The organism is Streptomyces sp. NPDC037083, from assembly GCF_055606485.1.
Genome location: NZ_JBVJSQ010000018.1, coordinates 39,801 through 60,260 on the forward strand (window position 1 = coordinate 39,801; position 20,460 = coordinate 60,260).

At 67.6% G+C, this 20,460-nt stretch carries 14 protein-coding genes and 2 pseudogenes; 9 read left to right on the top strand and 7 right to left on the bottom strand.

The features are described from left to right. Positions 1-129: 129 nt before the first annotated feature. From ACZ7DE_RS36450 to ACZ7DE_RS36470, 5 genes and pseudogenes are all read right to left on the bottom strand, one after another. Complete coding sequence (locus ACZ7DE_RS36450) at positions 130-1,851, bottom strand: acyl-CoA dehydrogenase family protein (protein WP_470768692.1); 1,722 nt, start codon at positions 1,849-1,851, stop codon at positions 130-132. A 71-nt stretch (positions 1,852-1,922) separates the two neighbouring features. Further along, on the bottom strand, positions 1,923-2,480 hold the full coding sequence (locus ACZ7DE_RS36455; protein ID WP_470768693.1) for a PadR family transcriptional regulator: 558 nt from the start codon (positions 2,478-2,480) through the stop codon (positions 1,923-1,925). A gap of 721 nt (positions 2,481-3,201) precedes the next feature. Continuing rightward, positions 3,202-4,053: an MBL fold metallo-hydrolase gene (locus ACZ7DE_RS36460; protein ID WP_470768694.1), complete on the bottom strand. Its 852-nt coding sequence runs from the start codon at positions 4,051-4,053 to the stop codon at positions 3,202-3,204. A 246-nt stretch (positions 4,054-4,299) separates the two neighbouring features. Next, positions 4,300-5,669: pseudogene (locus ACZ7DE_RS36465) on the bottom strand (IS1380 family transposase). A 122-nt stretch (positions 5,670-5,791) separates the two neighbouring features. Beyond that, on the bottom strand, positions 5,792-6,544 hold the full coding sequence (locus ACZ7DE_RS36470; protein WP_470768695.1) for a DUF2637 domain-containing protein: 753 nt from the start codon (positions 6,542-6,544) through the stop codon (positions 5,792-5,794). Between the two features lie 646 nt (positions 6,545-7,190). On the opposite strand from ACZ7DE_RS36470, the pseudogene ACZ7DE_RS36475 reads away from it, so the two are divergent. Then, positions 7,191-7,383 (top strand): annotated as a pseudogene (locus tag ACZ7DE_RS36475) (hypothetical protein); the annotation flags it as partial. 217 nt (positions 7,384-7,600) lie between these two features. On the opposite strand, the gene ACZ7DE_RS36480 reads toward ACZ7DE_RS36475, so the two are convergent. Together ACZ7DE_RS36480 and ACZ7DE_RS36485 are read right to left on the bottom strand one after the other, a co-directional pair. Next, positions 7,601-8,965 carry a glutamate decarboxylase gene (locus tag ACZ7DE_RS36480; RefSeq protein ID WP_470768696.1) on the bottom strand — a complete coding sequence of 455 codons (1,365 nt, stop codon included), beginning with the start codon at positions 8,963-8,965 and terminating at the stop codon, positions 7,601-7,603. A gap of 500 nt (positions 8,966-9,465) precedes the next feature. Then, complete coding sequence (locus ACZ7DE_RS36485) at positions 9,466-10,713, bottom strand: MFS transporter (protein ID WP_470768697.1); 1,248 nt, start codon at positions 10,711-10,713, stop codon at positions 9,466-9,468. A gap of 483 nt (positions 10,714-11,196) precedes the next feature. On the opposite strand from ACZ7DE_RS36485, the gene ACZ7DE_RS36490 reads away from it, so the two are divergent. The 8 genes from ACZ7DE_RS36490 to ACZ7DE_RS36525 all read left to right on the top strand — a co-directional run bounded on the left by ACZ7DE_RS36490 (position 11,197) and on the right by ACZ7DE_RS36525 (position 20,315). Next, positions 11,197-11,934 (top strand): TauD/TfdA dioxygenase family protein, encoded by a 738-nt coding sequence (locus ACZ7DE_RS36490; protein ID WP_470768698.1) that lies wholly within the window; start codon positions 11,197-11,199, stop codon positions 11,932-11,934. A gap of 25 nt (positions 11,935-11,959) precedes the next feature. Continuing rightward, positions 11,960-12,394: an aspartate 1-decarboxylase gene (panD, locus tag ACZ7DE_RS36495; RefSeq protein ID WP_470768699.1), complete on the top strand. Its 435-nt coding sequence runs from the start codon at positions 11,960-11,962 to the stop codon at positions 12,392-12,394. Further along, entirely contained in the window at positions 12,394-13,764 is a 1,371-nt protein-coding gene (locus ACZ7DE_RS36500; protein WP_470768700.1) for a DUF6002 family protein, read from the top strand. The genes panD and ACZ7DE_RS36500 overlap by 1 nt, the downstream gene beginning before the upstream one ends. 12 nt (positions 13,765-13,776) lie before the next feature. Then, positions 13,777-15,027, top strand: a complete 1,251-nt coding sequence (locus tag ACZ7DE_RS36505; protein WP_470768701.1) for a hypothetical protein — start codon at positions 13,777-13,779, stop codon at positions 15,025-15,027. Further along, positions 15,024-16,127 (top strand): hypothetical protein, encoded by a 1,104-nt coding sequence (locus tag ACZ7DE_RS36510; protein WP_470768702.1) that lies wholly within the window; start codon positions 15,024-15,026, stop codon positions 16,125-16,127. Before ACZ7DE_RS36505 ends, ACZ7DE_RS36510 begins: the two co-directional genes overlap by 4 nt. Continuing rightward, positions 16,124-17,410 carry an aspartate aminotransferase family protein gene (locus ACZ7DE_RS36515; RefSeq protein WP_470768703.1) on the top strand — a complete coding sequence of 429 codons (1,287 nt, stop codon included), beginning with the start codon at positions 16,124-16,126 and terminating at the stop codon, positions 17,408-17,410. Before ACZ7DE_RS36510 ends, ACZ7DE_RS36515 begins: the two co-directional genes overlap by 4 nt. 40 nt (positions 17,411-17,450) lie before the next feature. Further along, positions 17,451-19,280 (top strand): asparagine synthase (glutamine-hydrolyzing), encoded by a 1,830-nt coding sequence (gene asnB, locus ACZ7DE_RS36520; RefSeq protein ID WP_470768704.1) that lies wholly within the window; start codon positions 17,451-17,453, stop codon positions 19,278-19,280. 147 nt (positions 19,281-19,427) lie between these two features. After that, entirely contained in the window at positions 19,428-20,315 is an 888-nt protein-coding gene (locus ACZ7DE_RS36525) for an alpha/beta fold hydrolase (protein ID WP_470768761.1), read from the top strand. Positions 20,316-20,460 lie beyond the last annotated feature (145 nt).

Below are 20,460 nucleotides of genomic sequence, written 5' to 3' on the forward strand. Positions count from 1 at the left end.
CTGCTGTCCGTTCTTCCCGAACACCGTCGCCCTTCGGCCAACCGCTTCGCACTCACCGGCGAACACCTCGCGGAGTACGGTGGCGGCCACCGTACTCCGCGGGCGGGTGCGAGGTCGCGCGTCGAGGCCTCAGGGCATCATCTCGTACGCCCCCGACAGAGCCTCGACACGCCGCCAGACGCGCCCCGAGCGCGCCCCGTCGACGACCGGGCGCCGGACCGCGCCGAGCGCCCAGGCCTGCTGCTCCTCGGTCGCGGAGTCCTTGCCGTGCAGTTCGACGGCGTGCGCGGAGAAGTCCCGCACGAGGACGGCGAACAGCTCGTCGAGCACGTCCTCGTCCAGGTCCAACAGGGCTGCCTGCTCCAGGACCAACTGCCCATGGACGACGAGCGCGAAGAGCTGGCCGACGGCGAGGAGCAAGTCGAGGTCCCGGCCCTGCTCCTCGTCAGGCGCGGCCGTGAGTACGAACTCGCAGAGGGCGTCGGCCTGTTCCCGGAACCGGGCCACGTTGGACAGGTGGGCATACGCGTCGAAGGCCGGCCGCCAGTCGTGAAAGCGCACCGAACCGAGACCGCGGGCCGGTCCCTGCCGGAAGAGGAAGACGTCGTCGGCCGCGTCGAGGCGGGTCGGGACGGGCTCGTACGCGACCGGGTCGAGGAGATGGTTGCGCATGAACTTGAGGATCAGCGCCAAGTTGACGTGGACGGTACCCTCCAGCTTCGGCAGGCCGCGGATCTCGACGGCGGCCTGGGCGAAGTAGTTGTCCTTCTCGAAGCCCTTGGCCGCGATGACGTCCCACATCAGGTCGATGACCTTCTCGCCCTCGGTGGTCACCTTCATCTTCGTCATCGGGTTGAAGAGGAGGTAGCGGCGGTCGTCGGGGCCCGCGGTACGGAAGTAGTCGACGGCGCGGTCGCTGAACAGCTTCATGCCGACGAGCCGGACGTACGCGTCCGTCAACTCGCGCCGCACGTGGGGGAATGCGGTGACGGGGCGGCCGTAGAGTATGCGGTTCTGCGCGTGGGTGACGGCCTCGTACATCGCGTGCTCACAGATGCCGATCGAGGCGGTGCACAGGTTGAACTTGCCGACGTTGACGGTGTTGAGGGCGGCGTCGAAGGCGGCGCGGCCGGTGTGCAGGACGTCTTCCGGGGCTACGGGGTAGCCCTGGAGGCGGAACTCGCTGACGTACTTCGAGGAGTCGACGACGTTCTTGACCAGGTGGTACGCCGGGTGGCGGCTGTCGGCGGCGAAGAAGACGTAGCCGTCGGGGCCCTCGACATCGATGCGGCGGCCGAAGACGGAGACGAGCCCGGCGGCATTGCCGTTGCCGATGTAGTACTTGGAACCGGTGGCCCGGAAGCCGCCCGCCCCGTCGGGCTCCAGGAGCATGTCGGTGGAGTAGATGTCGGCGCCGTGGGCCTTCTCGGACAGTCCGAAGGCGAACACCTCGCCCTGGGAGAGCAGTTCCGCGGCGCGGGCACGGGCGGCGGGGTTGTCGCTCTGCCAGACGGGGCCGAGGCCGAGGATGGTGACCTGCCAGGCGTACCAGTAGTCGAGGCCGTAGAAGCCGAGGATCTCGTTGAGGGCAGCGATGCGGGCGGTGTCCCAGCGCTTGTCGCCCTCCCCCTCTGCGGCGGAGGCGGGGGTGAGGAAGGTCGCGAAGAGCCCTTCCTTGGCGGCGAAGGCGAGGAAGTCGCCGAGCCAGGCGCGGGTCCGGTAGTCCTCGATCAGCCGACGCTTGCCCCGCTCTTCGAACCAGTCGACGGTGGCGCGCAGCAACCTGCGGGTCTCCGGGTCGAAGTGCGCGGGGTCGTACGTCCGCGGGTTGAAGAGCAGCGCGTCGGTCATGGGTGCCGCCTTTCGGCTTGGGAGGGTGAGGGTGGGTACGGGTACGGGTCCCGGGGAGCCTGCTCGGCCGGTCAGCGACCGGCGTCGAAGGCGCCGAGTGTGGCGAGGACGTCGTCGAGCCAGTTGATCATCATGCGCTCGTACGCGATGCCGCCGCGCAGTACGACGTGCTGGAGTTCCCGTTCGGCGTCGAGCGGACCGTCCGCCGGGGGTTCCCCGAAGTCGCGGGACTCGCCCGCGAGGTAGTGGGCGAGGCGGTCGGTGTGCGCCTGCCGGTGCCGCTCGACCTCACTGATCAGGACAGCCGGATCATCGAAGGCGGCGCCCCTGACCTTCACGGCCAGGTCGTGCCGCACGCTCTCGGGCTCGGTCGGTTCGTGGAGCCACGCGGAGAGCGCGTCCCGTCCGGGCCCGGCGACGGAGTACTCCTTCTTGTCCGGACGCCCGTACTGCGGGACGTCCCGGACGTCGATCCAGCCGTCGCTCGCCATGCGCTTGAGCACGCGGTAGATCTGCTGATGGGTGGCGGTCCAGAAATACCCGATGGATCGCTCGAACCGCCGGGCCAGCTCGTAGCCGGAGCCCGGCTTCTCCAGCAGGGAAACGAGGATCGCGTGCTCGAGTGCCATGCACGCGATCCTCTTATGCACCTCGTTGCATAGCAACGCCACCACCGTGAGACACGGCTCACCCCAGGTGGGGCCCGGCGAGACCGAGTTGCGCAATCTGGCGCAATTCCTGGCGGCCCGCCGCTTGCGGCGCTGTGTGGCCGGGCTGTCGGGTCTGTGGGTTTCCCGTGCGGGCGCCGGTCGGCAGATGGGCGACCAGGAGAGCGGCAGCTTCCTCAGGTCTCAGGTCTATGCGTCCGGCTACGCCGTCCTCCTCGGCGAAGGAACGGTCTTGGATGATCGGACCACGCCCGTGGCCCGGCCCCTGACACCGCCGCGGCCTGGCGCCAGCCGCTGGAGCGCGCTCCAGGGACCCGCCAAGGCGACCCGCTGGTCATCCGGCTCCCGCCCGGCGTGGCGTGCTCCAAGGTTGAGGCGACCCAGCCCCTGTCCAACGGCCCTGACCAGTACAGACACACATCGAGCCAGTACAGACACGCATCGAGCCGTTCAGCCCTACCGATGCCCACGACAGGCCCCGCCCCGCTCCGCAAAGAAGTTCCACCAGTTCACGGACCCGATAGTCGCCGTCGGCGAGTTCCCTCAGCAGCCGCCAGCGCAGCGGATGCGCAGCCACCCGGACGAACTCGGGTGGCGCGACGGCCACGTCCCGGGGGCGGGATCCCATATGACTACGGAAGGTTGCGGCGGCGTAGGGAAACGGCTAGGGGCACGGGCACAGTCACGTCTCTGACGGTCGTGGTTGTTCCGGTGGTACCGAGCTCTCGGCGACCGCCATCCACTGGTCCAGGTCGGCCTGGGTGAACTCTGCCCACGGGGGGATCTCGGGGAGCTGGCGCAGGAGGTCGTAGGCCTCGGAGATCTTGGGGCCGCGGAGGACCGGGGAATGACAGCCGGCGATGACCTCGGCGTTCAGGCCTTGGAAGTCGTCCACGACCGTCCGGAACTTCTGGGTGTCCAGCAACGCGACCCAGGGAGAGACCAGCCGTCCGCCGAAGAATTGGCCGTCGCGGAACTCGTCCGCGGACAACGCCGCTATGTCCGGCATCGGGGTGGGTACGTTCGTGGCGAAGGTGTCGACGGCCCACAGGACGTTGGTCTTCGGGTCGAAGAGGGCGCGGGTTGTGGGGTTGTCGTACAGGGGTGGTCGTTTGGCGACCAGGGTGCGGTCGCCCGCGTCGATCGTGTCGCCGTCGGTCATGAAGCGGCACCGGTTGATGGGGGTCTCCCACTCCTCGGCCATGCGGCCGATGGAGAACCATGTCGTCAGCAGGGTCGCGTTCGGGCATTCGGCGAGGACCGCCAGGAGGTTGCCGGCGTGGTCGCGGTCGTCGTGGGTGAGGAAGATCCACCGTACGTCCAGGGGATCTACGACGGACCAGGCTGCCTCCAGCCACTGGGAGCGCACTGCGGGCGCCCCGGTATCCACGAGGACCGGTTCGGCTCCCCGGATCACCATCGAGTTCATCGGAAAATGACCGAGCGGCGCGGCCTCAAGGGCCCACGGGATGACGAACGTCTCCTCGGCGATCTTGTACGGCTGCAGAAGGTTGAACGATTCCATGGTTGTCATCGCTGCTCTCCCTAGGACGGAGTCGCCGCAGCATCCATGAATCCAGTGCAGCCCCGTGGCGGGCCATCGTCAAACGCAGAACGTTCATGAGTCCTCGTTGCTGTGCCGACGGGGACTCTGTGTTTGCGAGGTGCGGTCTTTTCGCGACCGGGGCAGGTTGACGGCCCGGTTGTCGCGTCGGGTGGGCACCGGGTTCCACTTTCCCGGTGTGGTGGTGCGGATCGTTGGGACGGTCGGTGTGGCTGGTCAGCCGGGGCTCGGCAAGGCGTTGAGCCGGTCGATTGCCCGGATGATCTCGTCGGTCCAGGGCCACCGGGTCGTGAAGAGGAGCCAGCGGCGGCCGGTGATGACGAGCTGGGCGGCGGAGAACAGCCGCAGGCGAAGCTTCTTGGGTTCCCAGCGGCGGGCCTTGCCGGTCAGGGCGAGCATGGGCATCCAGGCGAGGAGGTCGAGTGCGAGGGAGACGATCTCCAGCCAGATCCGGTTCTGTGCGGTGTCGTGCAGGGGCAGGTTGCGCAGGCCGGTGTCGCGGGCGCCTCGGATGCGGTCCTCACAGCGGGCCCGCCTGCGGTGACGCAGTTCGAGATCGGCGAGCTGGCCGCCCTTTGGTGTTGGTGGCGAAGCAGGTCAGCCGCAGCCCGTCGAGGTCGGTGAAGCGTGGGCGCCGGGTGCGGGCGTTCCTTGCGGACGATCAGCCGCATGCCCTTGGGCCAGGCGTTCAGGTCGGGCATGTCGGTGATCTCCGCGACCCAGGCACCGAATCGCTCGGTGCCGCCGGAGTCGTAGGCCGGTGTCCACGCCTTCTTCGGGATCTGCAGGACGGCCTGGTGGAGGGTGTCGATGATGGTCATCCCGACGGAATACGACAGCCGCCGGCCGGGTCGGGAGAGCCAGTCGAGGACGGCGCGGGTGCTGCCGGCGGAGTCGGTGCGGATCAGTGTCTGCCGTCCCCGCCGCAGGTGTCTGAGGAGTGGGACCAGGGCGAGTTGAGTGGTGGTGATGTGGTCGCTCGCGGTGTTGGAGCCCGCGTTGCCGGGCCGCAGCAGGGCGGCCACCGGTTCCCCGGACCCGGTCTGGTCGTGGTCGACGAACGCGACGAGCGGATGATGGCCGAAGGTCTTCTTCCAGGTCGCGGTGGTGTCCTGCTTATCGGAGTGGCGAGGACCAGCACCCCGTCGATGTCCACGATCACCTGACCGTCGGCGGCCGGACTGTCTTCACCGGCCAGCTCCCAGACCCGCGTGCGTACGTCGGCTCGCGCCGTGCGGATCGCGGTGAGCGTCTTCGGCCCGGCTGCAGCGAGGACGTCGATGAGCCGGGGGACCGTGGGGTGTGATGCCACAGGGCCGAACACATCGTCCTCGGCCCGCAGCATGGCGACATCGGCGAGGCAGTCCCCCGCCCGGAGCTGTTGCGAGCGCGATGTCCAGCAGGACCTTGCCCGGGTCGTGCACCGTCCGCGGCTTGCGCCACGGCGCCATTGCCGCCGATACCGCGGTGTCCAGGCCCACCTTGCGGACCGTCTCGACCAACAGCACTGCCCCGGCCTGCGGGACCGCCCCTCTGCCACCGTCCTCGACGCGGACACACGGGTACAACCCGATACGCTTGCTCACCTGGAGAGTGCTTCTTTCCGTGCAGCCAACAGGACCCCAGAAAAGTCCCATCGTTGCAGGTCAGAAGCACTCTCCGCTTATTTGATCAAGGTATGGACGAGCGCGCTCATGAAAGCGCGAGGCTAGAGCCGGTGGCGGCGCGTGGCCTGTCGTGGTGGCAGGGTCAGTGTGATTTGCCGGACGAGTTGCTGGAAGCATGCGAGGGATGCGAGGGCGGGCAGGGCGGCTCCGGCGATTCCAGTGATGGTCTTGTCGGCCTGTGCTACGCATAGCATTACCGCGACCGAGGAAAAGAAGAGAACGATGAACCATGAGTGCACGGCTCGGCGTTGATGCAGGGCAGCGCGCAGGATGGAGAGAGAGGCCGCCATCCAGGGGCCGTACACGAGAAGGGGCCACGACCGGGCGATGCCGGCACCCGTTCCCGACGTGATGTTCTGCAGCGGTCTGTAGGCAACCATGCCCCCGAAGACACTGACCATCGCCACGATGACGGTGACAAGGGCGACGAGGGCGAAGCTGCCGGTCTGCAACCACTTGAGCCGGGGTTTTCGGACTTGCGTCTTGCGATGCCCGGCAGAGGGGCGTCGGGGGGACGGGACCTGAGCCTGCAGCGGGTCGGTGAAGTCGGCGCCGGAGGGGGGCTCTCTGCGAAGTGGCGGCACCCTGACCGGCTGCTCCGCCGGAACAGCTTCCTGCAGGAGATAGGCAAGTTCCTCGACCGGGTCCCAGCCCGTGTCCGGTGCAGTCAGGGGAACCCCTGCGTGGACGCTGTCGTCAGGCCCCCCGTTCCAGCCAGTTCCCGTCCCGTAGAAGTGCGCATCGGAGTAATACTCGCGCTGCGCAAACGAAGGATTCACATAGTCACGGTTCATGGCGTTTTCACCGTCAGGCGCTGTTCTCGTGACGGCCAAAGCACTCCTGGCCGTCCCACCGAGAATTGAGTTCCTCCTGAATTGCCTCCAGCAGTCCGAGGAAATCACGTAGCAGCGGCTCGGTAATCCGTTGTTCAGACCATGTGCCCCCTCCGGTCACGGCGCCCTGTGCCGAAAGCACCGAGTATGTCGCACCCGACGGCCAAGCGGGGTTCGCAGTTGGATTGTCGGTCCTTGCTTTGCGCCTCGAGTCGCGCTGGGGGAGGCCATGAAACGTCGCTTTCGCCATATCCCGCTAACGCCACTCCATCTCCTCCTGGAACGCGTCGAAATGAGTGACCGCGTCCCCGGTTCGGGTGAGCTTTCCTTGATCAAGTCCTACATATCCATCTTCGCACTCTACGAGCCGAGCAGATTTTCCTCGGATTCGCGAGAGTAATAAATAGGACTCACCGCCCGTAGAAGGGGATGGGTGAGCGTTTTCAGAGTGGCCACCGGTGGGGTGACGGGGCGGGCTCCCGCAACGCACGAGGCTCCTGTGCCGTTGAGAAAGGTGTTCGACGTCTCAACTCATCAGCGCAGGAGCCTCGTTGGTTCCTATCCTGCCGCACTCGGCCTGCCGCACGCCCTGGTCGAGTGGGCGTCCATGCTCATCGTCACCCGTGACCACCGCTGCAGGCCCCCGCCCCACCAGCGTGCCCTCGTCGATCTCGCCCGCACTGCCCGGCCGCACCCACGACCTGACCGCGGCCCGCACCCACCGCACCATCCGGATCAGCGAACGCCAAGGCGTTCCCGTCCTCGCCGACCGCGCCCACATCGGGGCCGCCCCCTTTGTCGTCATCCAGCCCCACCAGGACGACCCGGTCTGGTTCGCCTCCCTGGCCGTCCTCGACGAAGGCGGCTACGAAGTCGTCCGACGCGACACCTCACGCCGCGAACACGCGGTCACACCGAGACCAGCCCAGGCCGCCCCGATGCCCACCATGAGCCGAAACGAGGTCCTGCTGTCCATCGCCCTTCCGCACCCGGTCGCCGGCGCTGCGCCGCAGCGCGTCAGTAGCCGGTGCCGCGCTTGACCTGGGTGCGCTCGATCACGTGGGCCCCACCCTTGGCATCCAACGTGCGACACGCGTCGGCGATGTCCTGGCTCAGTCGGTCGACCTGCTCGCGGCTCATGGTCTCCTTGACCAGGGCGCGCAGGATCTTCACCCGCTCCGCGTTGGGCGGGAGCGTGTACGCCGGCACCATCCAGCCCCGCTCGGCCGCGAGTTGCCAGGCGATGTCCGACTCGTCGTAGGCGTGCTCGCCTGTGAGACGGAACGCGACCAGCGGCAGTTGCTCGAGGTCGCTCCCGATCACTTCGAACCGGCCGCTGCTGCTGAGGTTGTCGGCCAACGCCCGTGCGTTCTCCTGCATCATCCTCATGACGTAGGTGTAGCCCTGACGGCCGAGCCTGACGAAGTTGTAGTACTGGGCGAGCACCATCGACGCACCGGTGGAGAAGTTCAGCGTGAACGTCGCGTCGGTCTTGCCCAGGTAGTTCTCGTAGAACACGAGGTCCGCAGCCAGATCGGACTGGTCCCGGAAGACCAGCCACCCGATGCCGGGGTAGACCAGGCCGTACTTGTGTCCCGAGACGTTGATCGAACGGACCTGCTCCAGGCGAAAGTCCCATTTCGAGTCCGGGTAGAGGAAAGGCCACACGAATGCGCCGCTCGCGCCGTCGACGTGGATGGGGATGTCGAGGTCCCGCTTCTTGCGGACGTCCCGCAGGAGCTCGTCGATGCCTACGACATCGTCCTTGTGGCCGGTGAACGTGGTGCCGAGGACGGCGACGACCCCGATCGTGTTCTCGTCGAGGTGGGGCTCGACGTCCTCCGGGCCGATCGTGTACTTGCCCTCCGCAAGCGGCACGATCCGCGGCTCGACGTCGAAGTAGCGGCAGAACTTCTCCCACACGACATGGACGTCTCCCCCGAAGACCAGATTGGGCCGGTCGATCGACAGGCCGGCCGCCTGGCGGCGCTCACGCCACTTCCACTTCAATGACAGCGCGCCGAGCATGATCGCCTCGGAGGAGCCCTGGGTCCGGCATCCGGTCGTCCTGCCCGGCGCGTGGAAGAGGTCGGCGAGCATGCGGACGCAACGCTGCTCGATCTCGGCGGAGATGGGGTACTCCGCATGGTCGATGAAGTTGCGGTGGAGGTTCTCGGCGATCAGCCGCTGCGCCTCCGGCTCCATCCACGTGGTCACGAACGTGGCGAGGTTGCGCTGTGGATCGCCCTCCATGGCGAGATCCACATCCACGAGCCTCATGGCGTCCAACGCGGACATGCCTTCTTCGGGGAACGTCTCCGAGGGTGCGGGCACGGTCAGGAACCGGTTACCGAAAAGAGCCGCTTCATCACTTTTGGCCATACGGTGATTCAAACAGCGCCGGACCAGGCGCGGGCGAGGGACACACCGACACGGAACGGCCCGCCGGGCACGACCGGTCACGAGCCGGGTCCCGCCACCCCGCTGGCGAACGGCCGAACGATCACCATCGTGCCGTCCACGGCTGGGGCGTCCTGCGTAGCGTCGGGTCGGACGTGGTGGACCAGCATGACGTCGGTTCTGTGGGGTGGCATCGGTCGATGCCCCATCGGTGTCGACACGCCTGCTAGGCGTGGTGATCACCGGCCTTGAAATGGTGGAGCTGTCTCGGCCGCCAGCCACGCCGACGCGCTGTTCCACGACTGTGCGGAGCTGTACCGGCGGTCGTCTTCCTCGGCAGCCGGTGGCAGCCAGAACAACCAAGGCGGTCGTCGGCGGGCTGTGGGCGGAGAAAGGCGGTCGGCGGCATCGCAGCACACGTCCAAAGTTGCCCCTGGCGGTCGGCAGGAACGAGCACACCCTCTGTTCGCCGATCGTACTTCTCAGGCGGGTGAGCTCTCGTTCACCAAGCGGGTGGCTGTGCGGCGGCGCAGTGCCGGTCGGCACAGAGGCGCGACCGGTAGGGAGCAGGTGAGAAAGACCAGTGCGAGGATGCCCCAGCCTGCTCCCCCGGCGCCGCTGACCAGCGTGACGACCAGCGCAGGCCCGACGGCTACTACGGCACCTTCCGTAGTGGCCGCGACAGCTTGGTACTGCCCTTGTGCGCCGTGTGTCATGAGCTTGATGGACAGTCCCCACCGGGCTGCCACGTAGTACAGCTCCCCCAGCACATGCAGGCCCAGTCCGGCGAGGACGACGACGGCGGCCACCACCGGGCTGGCCGGCCAGGCGGCTGCCGCAAAGGCCAGGCAGCACCCGGCGAGCGCAACGCTGGCGCGCCATGAGGAGCGTACGGCTCCGGCCAGTCGTTGCCCGGTGCGGGTGACGCGCACCTGGAAGAGAGCGATCAGGAGGGAGCTGACCAGCACAGACAGTGGGGCGATCCATACCGGTGCCGTGGTGTCCTCCTTCAGCCACAGGGGTAGGCCGCTGGACAGAAGTGCCCAACACAGGGCAAGGAGGGCGGTACTGCTCATGATCGCCGTGAAGGGGATGTTGCGCAGTGCCGCTGTGCTGACTTGACGCCGCGCGGCGGGCACCGGCGGGACGTGCGGGAGGCGGGCCAGGATCGCGGCCGAGACGACGAAAGTGAAGCTGTTGACGATGACAGCGCTGTGGTAGGGGGCGGCCGACTGGCGCGCGAGCACCCAGGCGGCGGCGCCCGCGCCGGCGGCGTAGAGCAGGTGCTGGACGACGCGGGCCCGGGCGAGGACAGGCAAGCAGTCCCGTTCCGACACCATGAGGTGCACGAGCGCTACCTTGCTGCCTTTGGCGGCCGTCTCCATCGAGGTGAACAGGGCGGCAGCAACCAGGAGTGGCCAAAAGGTGTGCGTGGCCAGAAATGCGAGTGAGAACGCGGCGCGCAGAACGGTGACAGCGACGAGGGTCTCACGGGCGCCGAGACGGTCGGTCAGCGTGCCGACAGGCAAAGCGGCCAGGAGGCCGAGCCCTCCACCCAGTCCCATCGCGAGACCCATCGTCGAGGCGGGGACGCCCTGAACGGAGGTCAGGTAGACCGCCCACATGCTGAACCACAGTCCGTCTCCGAGGGCGGTCACACCTTCACTGAACAAAAGACGGCGAACAATTAAGTGATCTTTCCGGGCCTTCCCGGTGCGACTCTGACTCAATTCTTACAACCCTTTCTCGTCGCGGGACGCCGGACACCTTTGGTCACTTCGCAGCTCGCTTCAAGCCCCAACCAGGGGGGCATGATTTCAGCCATCTTCAGCTTCGCCCTATACTTTCCGACCCGTCACTGTGGGTGCGGACACAAAAACCCTGTCCTGAGTACCCGGCGCCTTTCTGGGCAAACAGAATTACTTTAAGTGATCACTAGCGATCACCATCAAGGCTCTATGAGCAGTGGTGATTACAGGATGTAACTGAATCCGCAGGTATGCATGCATACGGAACGTTAAATATTCGGGCCCTTGACATTCCTCCGCCTGTCCTGGATATCGTTACGACACGCCACCGGTTATGCAGCCGGGTACCCGGTGTTTGAGACCCCGGCCTCGTCATGCCATCTGCAATACCCGTGCGAAATTCATGGCCACCTGCCTTGAAACGCATTGGTGCACGCTTCCGCCCATTTCTGTCGGAGGAAAAGAATGGCGCACTCACCTCTCAGTATTCTCTCCCAGGTCGATTTCAACGGCGATCCGTTGACCGATGAGCTGTTGATGAAGACTTTCCACCAGCTCATGGACGAGCACGGCTACGTCCTGATGTGCAACGTGCCGGAGGAGTTCGACCCGGTGAGGTTTTGCCGGAACCTGGGCCGTTTCGTGCCCAACTACACCGGCGCCGTTGTCGGCGACGTACGGCCGGAGCCCGGCATGGACGACGTCTACCACGCCGGCAATACCCGTCCGCTGACCCCGCACTCGGAGGGATACGACTTCGCAGTCGTCCCTCCGCGGTACATCGCGCTGTGGTGCGTCACGCCGGCCGACGGGCCAGGCGGGGAGACCACCCTCGCCGACACCAGGCCCTGGGTCGAGGCCCTCTCGGCCGAGGAACGTGAGTGGTTCCTCACGCACGAGTACAACTGGAAGACCACAGAAGGCGTGCAGCGCCTCGGGCTCGACCTCAAGACCCGTCACCCCGTCCTCGAGGAGACCGACCAGGGCACGATCGTCCGGTTCAGCTGCAACAACCTGATACGGGACGACGATCTGGCCGCGGAGCTGCAGCGGCGCTGGCACGCCGCGTTCGACCGCGAGCACGTGTCCATCAACTACTCCGAGAGGGACATGCTCGTGTGGGACAACTGGCGGCTGCTGCACGCCCGGAACGCCTTCAGCGACCGCAGCCGGCACCTGCGCCGCATCCAGATCTCCGTCTGAACCCCAACAGTGAGGAAGTATCCCCATGTACCGCACCATGCTGCACAGCAAGATTCACAGGGCCACCGTGACCCAGGCCGACCTGCACTACGTCGGCTCCCTGACCCTCGACCGCGATCTCATGGACGCCGCTGACCTGCTGCCGGGCGAGCAGGTTGACATCGTCGACATCAACAATGGCAACCGGTTGAGCACCTATGTCATCGAGGGCGAGCGCGGCAGCGGCGTCGTCGGCATCAACGGCGCGGCGGCCAGGTTGATCTCGCCCGGCGACCTGGTGATCGTCATCGCCTACCAGAGCGTTCCCGAGGCCGAGGCCAGGGCATTACAACCGACCATCGTCTTCGTTGACCAGCACAACCGGCCCCTGGACATCGGCGACGACCCGGCCCACGTGCCCGCCGATCGGGCCGCTTCCCAGCTGATGCGCGGTGACACGCTCGCCCGGGGAGCGGTGTGATGACGATGGCTTCCCCCTCCCAGGCCACCGTATTGGCGCCGACGGCCCCCGATACCGTCTGTCGCGCCCTCCTGCGCTACTACGACGACCTCTCCGGCATCCTCGCGGACACCGGACGGGGTGACCGGACGGCCGGGTTCACCCCCGGTTGGCGGCTGCCGGCCCTCACTTCGACCCTGGAGCGATTCCTCGAACCCGGCGGCATCAGCGCACAGGACCTGGGCAGCTATCACGGCACCCCTCTGCGGTTCCTGAACCTGATGCACAATCCGAGGACGCGAACCACCAAGACGCTGGCTTCCCTGATGATCGTGGGCCGCGCGGTGGCCCACATCCAGCGCACCGGCGAGTCCATCATGATCATCACGCCGTCGAGTGCGAACAAGGCCACCGCGCTGCGAGACGCCGTGCTGCGGGCTCAAGAGACCGGCTTGGTCGGCGCCGACCAACTCCGGATCGTCTGCGTCGTGCCCGCCGCCTCCTGTCACAAGCTGTGGCGCTCACCCCTGACTGACGACGACGTTCTGCGTGCCCGCAACCCGCTCGCCGTTCTCGACGCCTCGCAGCCACTCCACGTCAAGGAACTCGCGCGCGCACTAGCCGACCAGGAGTCCGACACCCTCTTCGCCCGGTACGGTGTACGGCTTTGGCACACCATGGACTTGAGCAATTACGCCGTTGCGGACACCGCACGGGCCCTGTTCGAGCGGGACCACCTCCCGACCGCGCCGCGTGTACACGCCCATTCCGTCTCGAGCGCGTTCGGACTGCTCGGTCACTTCTACGGCCAGCAGCAGTACACGGGGCGCGAATGGCCCGGCACGGGAGCGCGCTACTTCCTGGTGCAGCACCTGGGCACGCCCGACATGGTCTCCAGCTACTACCACGGCAGGTTCGACTACCGCCCACAGTGGCAGTACCGCAACGGTCTACACGTCCAGGACTCCGACCCCCGCTTCCCTGAACGGACGTTCGCCCCCGACGAGCAACTGGACGCCACCTTCTACACCCGTACTCCCGCCACCTCCGACCGCATGAACGAGATCATCCGCCGCCAGGGAGGCGGAGGGATCGTCGTCTCGCTCGCCGAATGCCTGGACCGCTACCCGCTCGTACGCGATCTGCTGGAACCGGCCCACGTCGAACTGCCTTCCGACCTGCGGCAGATCCGCGAATGGTCCCTCGTCATGGCGATGACCGGTGTCCTCAACGCCCTGGACCGCGGCCTGCTCGACGAGACGGAAATTCTGATCCACGGGTCCGGCTTCTACGACGCAGACGACTACCAGGCACCGCAGGCACATCAGATGCGGCCGATCACCGGTTACGGGGACCTGCGGGACCTCGTGCACACAGCCGCAGTCAGCTGAGGGCGAGCACCCATGACGACGCAGGACCACACCCTGCCCACCGCGGCGGCTCCGCCCTCCCCTGCCCCGGCGGGAGAGGCCGACACGGCTCGCCCGGCGCGGCACCATCCCCTCACCCCGGTCAGGGCGCGCCTCGCCTACTGGTGGAACAACACCCCGACTCCAGGCTGGCGCACTGTCCGCAGCAGGGCCGACAGCCTCCCGCGGAGCGTGCCGGTCATCTCCTCCCTCGCCGGCCAGGACGGTGTGAGCATCGGGTACGCCGGTCTGCCGGTGGGCCGTACGAACATCCTCCAGTTCCTCGAGCATCAGCGCACCCGGCTCGGATGGGCGACCGTCCGGCGCACCGATGCCACCGTCCGTTGGCGCGACCTGGCCGCGGGCGACTGGCCCAGCACCGATCTCGTCGTAGTCGGGGCCGAGGAGCGCGCCCTGCGGCACCTGCCCGAACACGGCAGCGTGACCGCGCCGTTCCGCCTCCACCTCGTGGTGGACGTCCCACCGTCACAGGAGGAGCTGGCGCGGCTGATCTCCAAACGGGAGCGCTGGCAGTTCCGCCGCGACCAGCGGGAGCATCAGTGGGTACTGGAAGAGGACTCCTCACCCGGGGCGCTCACGTTCTTCTACGACCGCATGCACGGCCCCACCATGCGCAACCGGCACGGAGACCGCAGCCGTACCGAGCGTCTGGACGTGGCCCGCTACGCTGTGCTGCGCCACGGCACCCTGTTCTTCCTCAGCCAGGCCGGCACACGCGTGGCTGGGGTGCTGTGCCACTGGTCCAAGGACCGGCGCACCCTCACCACCCGGCTTCTGGGCGTTCTCGATGGCCTCGACGAGCACTACCGCACCGGCGCGTTCAAGGCGCTCTACCACCATCTGCTGCAGTGGGCCTGCGAGCAGCGAGTCGCGCGCGTGGATCTGTTCGGCACCGAGGCGTACATCAGCAAGGGCATCTTCCAGTGGAAACGCAGGCTGGGCGCCCACCCGGAGTGGCCCCCCAACCACTTCGCCACCAAGCGCCTCAGGATCTATCCGCGCCGGGACACTCCCGCCGTCCGCGACTTCCTGGTAGCGAATCCGCTGGTGCGCACGGACACTTTGGGCAGGCTGACGCCGGTGTACTACACCGACGACGACCGCCCACCCCGCCTCGATCTCAGCGCCCGGTGTCCCGGGCTGGCCGAGCCCGAGATCGTCCACCTCGACACCGTTCTGAAGCCCGTGGCCGGACACGAGCCGCCCTCAGGAGCGCAGCTGTGAACCGCCCCCGACACGTCGTCGTCCTCGGCACCGGTGCCTTCGCCGGCGCGCTGACGAAAGCCTTCGCTCAGCGCGCGAGCGGGCCGACCGTCGTGCATGTCGTCAGCCGCGGCTACGACCGAGCCCGGCACCTCGCCAGCCTCGCCAACGCCCACGCCGTCCTCGCGGACCGGTCCGTCCGCTTCTGCCCGCACCGTCTGGACGTACCGGGAGGCGCCGATCTGCGCCCCCTGCTCGGCCGCCACCAACCGCACGTCCTGGTGGTCTGCTCCTCGGAGTACTCACCCTCCGAGATGCGTGGGCTGCCGTCCGCGTGGACCCATCTCATCCGCACGGCGGGATTCGGCGTCACGCTGCCGTTGCAGGCGGCGACGGCACTGCGCGCCGCATCCGCCGTGGAAGCCAGCCCCCACACGGCTGTGGTGAACGCGTGCTTCCCCGACGCCGTCAACCCTGTCCTGCACGGTGCAGGGCTGCCCGTCCTGTGCGGGCTGGGCAACGTCTCCACGCTCGTCAGTCTCATCCGTAGCAAGCTGCGACTCCGCGACGAGTCATGCCTGAAGGTCCTCGCCCACCATGCCCACTTGCACGCTCCTCCCACGTCTGACCAGGAAGTCCGAGCATGGCTCGACGATCAGCCCCTGATCGCCGTGCACGACATACTCCAGCGGGGGCGCCGCCTGCCCCGTGCGGATCTCAATGAGATCGGCGCGGCCGCCGGCGCGGCGGTGCTCGACGCTCTGACGCACCCGCGCGACTACTACGCCGGACACGTCGCCGCCCCCCAGGGCAGGCCGGGCGGCTACCCCGTCGTCATCACCGGACGCAGCATTGCGCTGCGGCTGCCGCCAGGCATGTCGGAACGCCAGGCCATCGTCTGCAACCAGCAGTGGTCCGTCCTCGACGGCATCACGGTCGACCTCCAGGGCAAGGCCCATTTCACCCCTGCGGCGCTGGACGTGTTGCGCGACCACTGGCCCGATTCCCCGGCGACCTTCGGGCCGCAGGACATCGAGGAACTCCGTACCCGGCAACTCGCCCTGCGCGAGCGACTGCACCAGCTCCCCGCACCGACCGCCCGAGCCCAGGAAGGCGTATGACGTCCAAGGATCTCCACGACCGCCATCGACGCGTCCTGCCCCGCTGGGTCACCACCTACTACGACCAGCCGCTGCAGCCCGTGTCCGCGACCGGGCGCACCATCACTGACGCCCACGGCCGCGACCATCTCGACTTCTTCGCCGGCATCCTCACCAACACCCTCGGCTACGGCGTCGCGGAGTTTCGCCGCGCCCTGGACCGTCAGCTCGACACCGGCATCACCCACACCTCCACCCTCTATCTCATCGACGCCCAAGTGCGCCTGGCCGAACGCCTCGCCGAACAATCCGGCATCGACGACGCGGCCGTCTTCTTCGTCAATTCCGGCACAGAGGCCAACGACACCGCGTTGCTGGCCGCCACTTGCCACGCGGGCAGCAACCACGTCATCGCACTCACCGACAGCTACCACGGCCGGTCGCTCACCAGCACCGCGGTGTCTGGACTGCCGGGCTGGCAACCGAGCCCGTACTCACCGTTCCACGTCACCTTCGCGTCCAACGGCAGGACCTCTCCCAACGGCGACGAACGCCCTCCCGAGGACCCGGCGGCCGATCTGGAGGCACGGCTCGCCGACCAAGCACCGCCCGCCGCGCTCATCGTGGAACCCGTGCAGGGCCTGGGCGGCTTCCACACACCGCCCACCGCTCTGCTCCAGCGGTACGCGCGCATCGCCGCACAGCACGGAGCGGTCCTCATCTGCGACGAAGTGCAAACAGCCTGGGGCCGCACCGGCCGCACCTGGTGGGGCCATCAACTCCACCGACTCAAGCCCGATGTGATCACCTTCGCCAAGGGAATAGCCAACGGGCTGCCTCTCGGCGGAGTGATAGCCCGCCGGGACATCCTGGACAGCATTCCGGGCAAATCCATCTCCACCTTCGGCGGCAACCCTCTGGCCTGCACCGCCGCACTGGCGACTCTCGACTACCTCCTCGACCACGACCTGCAGCGTAACGCCGAGACAGCCGGGCAGAGCTTCCTGACCGAACTGCGTCGTCTTGACGCGACCCATCCGCACCTGACGAATCCCCGCGGTCAGGGACTGATGCTGTCCGTGGACATCGTCGACCCACACACCGGCCGGCCCGACCCCGGCACCGCCCGCGCCCACGTCGAGGCGTGCCGCGCTCACGGTCTCCTCATCGGCATCGGCGGACGCCACGGCAACACCTTGCGGATCGCCCCACCGCTGACCGTCACCGAGGAGGAAATCGCGGAAGCAACCCGGATCCTCGCAGCGGCCGCGCAACACACCGCTACCGCATCAGCCTCCGCGTGACGCCAGCGGCCTCGCTCCAGAAGTCCCAGAAAGGACATCCATGTGCGGCATCGTCGGATGGACCGACTTCACCCGCAACCTGAGCCAGGAGCACACGACGCTCCAGCGCATGACCGACACGATGGCCCTGCGGGGCCCTGACGCCGCAGGCACCTGGCTCGGACCCCACACCGCTCTCGGTCACCGCCGCCTCTCCATCATCGACCTGGAGGGCGGCACGCAGCCGGCTGTCGCCACGACCGAGCCCCGCCAGGAGCCCGTCGTCCTCGTCTACAGCGGCGAGGTCTACAACTTCCGAGAACTGCGCACGACCCTCGAAGCCCGCGGGCACCGATTCACCACGCGCTCCGACACCGAGGTCGTCCTGCGCTCCTACCTCGAATGGGGCGCCGCCTGCGTCGACCACTTCAACGGCATGTTCGCCTTCGCCGTCTGGGACGCCAGGCGCGAGGAACTCATCCTCGCCCGCGACCGCATCGGCATCAAGCCCCTCTACTACTTCGCCTACCCCGGCGGCATTCTCTTCGCCTCCGAGCCCAAGGGAATCATGGCGAACCCCCTCTTCCAGCCGGTCGTGGACGAGGACAGCCTGCCCATTCTCTTCAACGCCCGCCTGGCCCTCCCCGGCGAGACACCACTGCGCGGACTGCACGAGGTCCGCCCGGGCCACGTCCTGCGCTTCTCACGCAGCGGCAGCCACGAGTACCCGTACTGGCGACTGGTCAGCCGCGAACACCGCGACGACCTGAAAACCACCGTGACGACCGTCCGGGAACTGCTCGAGGACATCATCGACCGTCAGCTCGTCGCCGACGTACCGCGCTCCGCCATGCTGTCCGGAGGGCTGGACTCCACCATCATGTCCGCCCTCGCCAACCGCCGTCTGAATGCGGGCGGCGACGGCCCCTTGCACACCTTCGCCGTCGAATTCGTCGGTGACGAAGACGACTTCAAACCAACCGAGCTACGCCCCGAACGGGACGCCCCCTACGCACGGCTCGCCTCTCGCTACTTGGGCACCGTTCACCACAACATCGCCCTGCAGACCGACGACGTCCTCGCCGCCCTGCCTGCCGCCCGGCGCGCCCGCGATCTGCCGTCCCTGGGGCAGTTCGACACGTCGATGCACCTGCTGTTCAAGGCGATCCGCGAACAGTCCACTGTGGCGCTGTCGGGAGAGGCCGCCGACGAGGTCTTCGGAGGCTACCCCTGGTATCACGACGAGCGGCTCGTCTGGCGCGACCGCTTCCCGTGGATCGGGGACGCCCCACGCCTGGCCGACACCTTCGCACCCGACCTGCACCGGCGCGTCCGCCCGGCCGACGCGGAGAACGACCGCTACCTCACCCTCAAGGCGGAAGTCCCACGTCTGCCCGGGGAACAAGGGCTGAACGCCCGCATGCGAGAGGTCATGTACTACAGCCTGAAGGGCCCCCTCGCCTACCTCCTCGATCGCAAGGACCGCATGAGCATGGCGGTGGGCCTGGAGGTACGTGTCCCGTACTGCGATCACCGACTGGTCGAATACGTGTGGAACGTGCCGTGGGACATGAAGAACGCCGACGGCCGCTGGAAGAGCCTGCTGCGGCTCGCCTTCGCCGATGTTCTCCCGCAGGAGACCCTGGACCGGCCCAAGAGCGGATACCCCGGCACCCACGACCCGGCCTACAACGCGGAGGTCATGCGCTCCATCGACAAGGTGCTCAGCGACCCCTCCTCCCCCTTGCATGGCGTGTTCGATCCTCAGCGCGTGGAGGCGCTCACCCAGTCGGGGTCGAAGACCATGACATGGCTCAACTCCAGTCACCTCCTTCTTCCCATCCTGGAGGTCGACGCGTGGATGCGGGAGTACAACGTCTCCCTCGCCTGAACACGCCGCGGCCGGAGGCGCCTTCCGTCCTCCGCTCGCACCCGTCCGGCTCAGCGGTGGGCCGGACGGGTGTACCGGAGGAGCGGAACAGTCGCGCCGGCCGGCGGCCGGGAGTTCACCCCTCGGAATCAAGGGAAGAGGTGCTTGGTGTTCCCTGATTTCACACTCGAGAATATCGACCTCGGCGAGGTCGGCTTGCGCGTGCGCCACGGCGGACGCGGACCCGCCGTCCTCCTCGTCCACGGGCACCCGCGCACCCACGCCACATGGCACCGGCTGGCACCGCTGCTCGCCGAGGACCACACGGTCGTCTGTCCCGACCTCCGCGGCTACGGACAGTCCTCCAAACCCCCCACCGACGACGACCACGCGCCCTACTCCAAGCGCCGGATGGCCGCAGACTGCCTGACACTCATGCGGTCCCTGGGCCACGAGACGTTCCACGTGGTCGGACACGACCGGGGCGGCTACGTCGCCACCCGCCTGGCCCTGGAGCACCCTTCGGCCGTCACGCACCTGACCGCATTGGACGTCGTCCCCATCGGCGAGGCCCTCGCCCGCTGCGACGCCGACTTCGCCACTCGGTGGTGGCACTGGTTCTTCCGCGCCCAACCCAGCCCCGGTCCGGAAACCGTCATCGGCACCAACCTCAGCCTCTGGTACCCGGAAACCCCCGAGGCCATGGGCCAGGAATCCTGGGAGGACCTCCAGCACGCGCTCGGCGATCCGCAGACCATCCACGCCATGTGCGAGGACTACCGGGCCGGACTCGGTATCGACCGTCGGCACGACGACGAGGACCGAGCGGCCGGACGACGCGTGCAGTGCCCCACCCTCGTGCTGTGGGGCACGAAGAGCGATCTCCCTCTGCTGTATCAGGACATCAAGGGCATCTGGCAGAACTGGGTGGCGGGCGAACTGACGGCCAAAGGCATCGAGAGCGGTCACCACATCGCCGAGGAGGCTCCCGCGAACCTGGCCGAGGAACTGCGCAGGGCCTGGGCGGGGGCGAAGGCACCGAGGCATAGTCCCTGACCTCGCACGCAGTCGCCGTCGTACTCCTCCACACACGTCACGGTCGTCACCAGCCGTGGCCGGGGCTGGACGCGGCACGGCCGGACCGTGATCGGGTTCTAGGGCGCGCATCGAGTCGTGATCGATTTGCGGGATGCGCCTTCGT

Excerpts from the sequence above, each read along its gene's own strand:
- ACZ7DE_RS36450 (WP_470768692.1), bottom strand. The coding sequence starts at position 1,851 with ATGACCGACGCGCTGCTCTTCAACCCGCGGACGTACGACCCCGCGCAC.
- ACZ7DE_RS36455 (WP_470768693.1), bottom strand. The coding sequence starts at position 2,480 with ATGGCACTCGAGCACGCGATCCTCGTTTCCCTGCTGGAGAAGCCGGGC.
- ACZ7DE_RS36460 (WP_470768694.1), bottom strand. The coding sequence starts at position 4,053 with ATGACAACCATGGAATCGTTCAACCTTCTGCAGCCGTACAAGATCGCC.
- ACZ7DE_RS36470 (WP_470768695.1), bottom strand. The coding sequence starts at position 6,544 with ATGAACCGTGACTATGTGAATCCTTCGTTTGCGCAGCGCGAGTATTAC.
- ACZ7DE_RS36480 (WP_470768696.1), bottom strand. The coding sequence starts at position 8,965 with ATGGCCAAAAGTGATGAAGCGGCTCTTTTCGGTAACCGGTTCCTGACC.
- ACZ7DE_RS36490 (WP_470768698.1), top strand. The coding sequence starts at position 11,197 with ATGGCGCACTCACCTCTCAGTATTCTCTCCCAGGTCGATTTCAACGGC.
- panD (WP_470768699.1), top strand. The coding sequence starts at position 11,960 with ATGTACCGCACCATGCTGCACAGCAAGATTCACAGGGCCACCGTGACC.
- ACZ7DE_RS36500 (WP_470768700.1), top strand. The coding sequence starts at position 12,394 with ATGACGATGGCTTCCCCCTCCCAGGCCACCGTATTGGCGCCGACGGCC.
- ACZ7DE_RS36505 (WP_470768701.1), top strand. The coding sequence starts at position 13,777 with ATGACGACGCAGGACCACACCCTGCCCACCGCGGCGGCTCCGCCCTCC.
- ACZ7DE_RS36515 (WP_470768703.1), top strand. The coding sequence starts at position 16,124 with ATGACGTCCAAGGATCTCCACGACCGCCATCGACGCGTCCTGCCCCGC.
- asnB (WP_470768704.1), top strand. The coding sequence starts at position 17,451 with ATGTGCGGCATCGTCGGATGGACCGACTTCACCCGCAACCTGAGCCAG.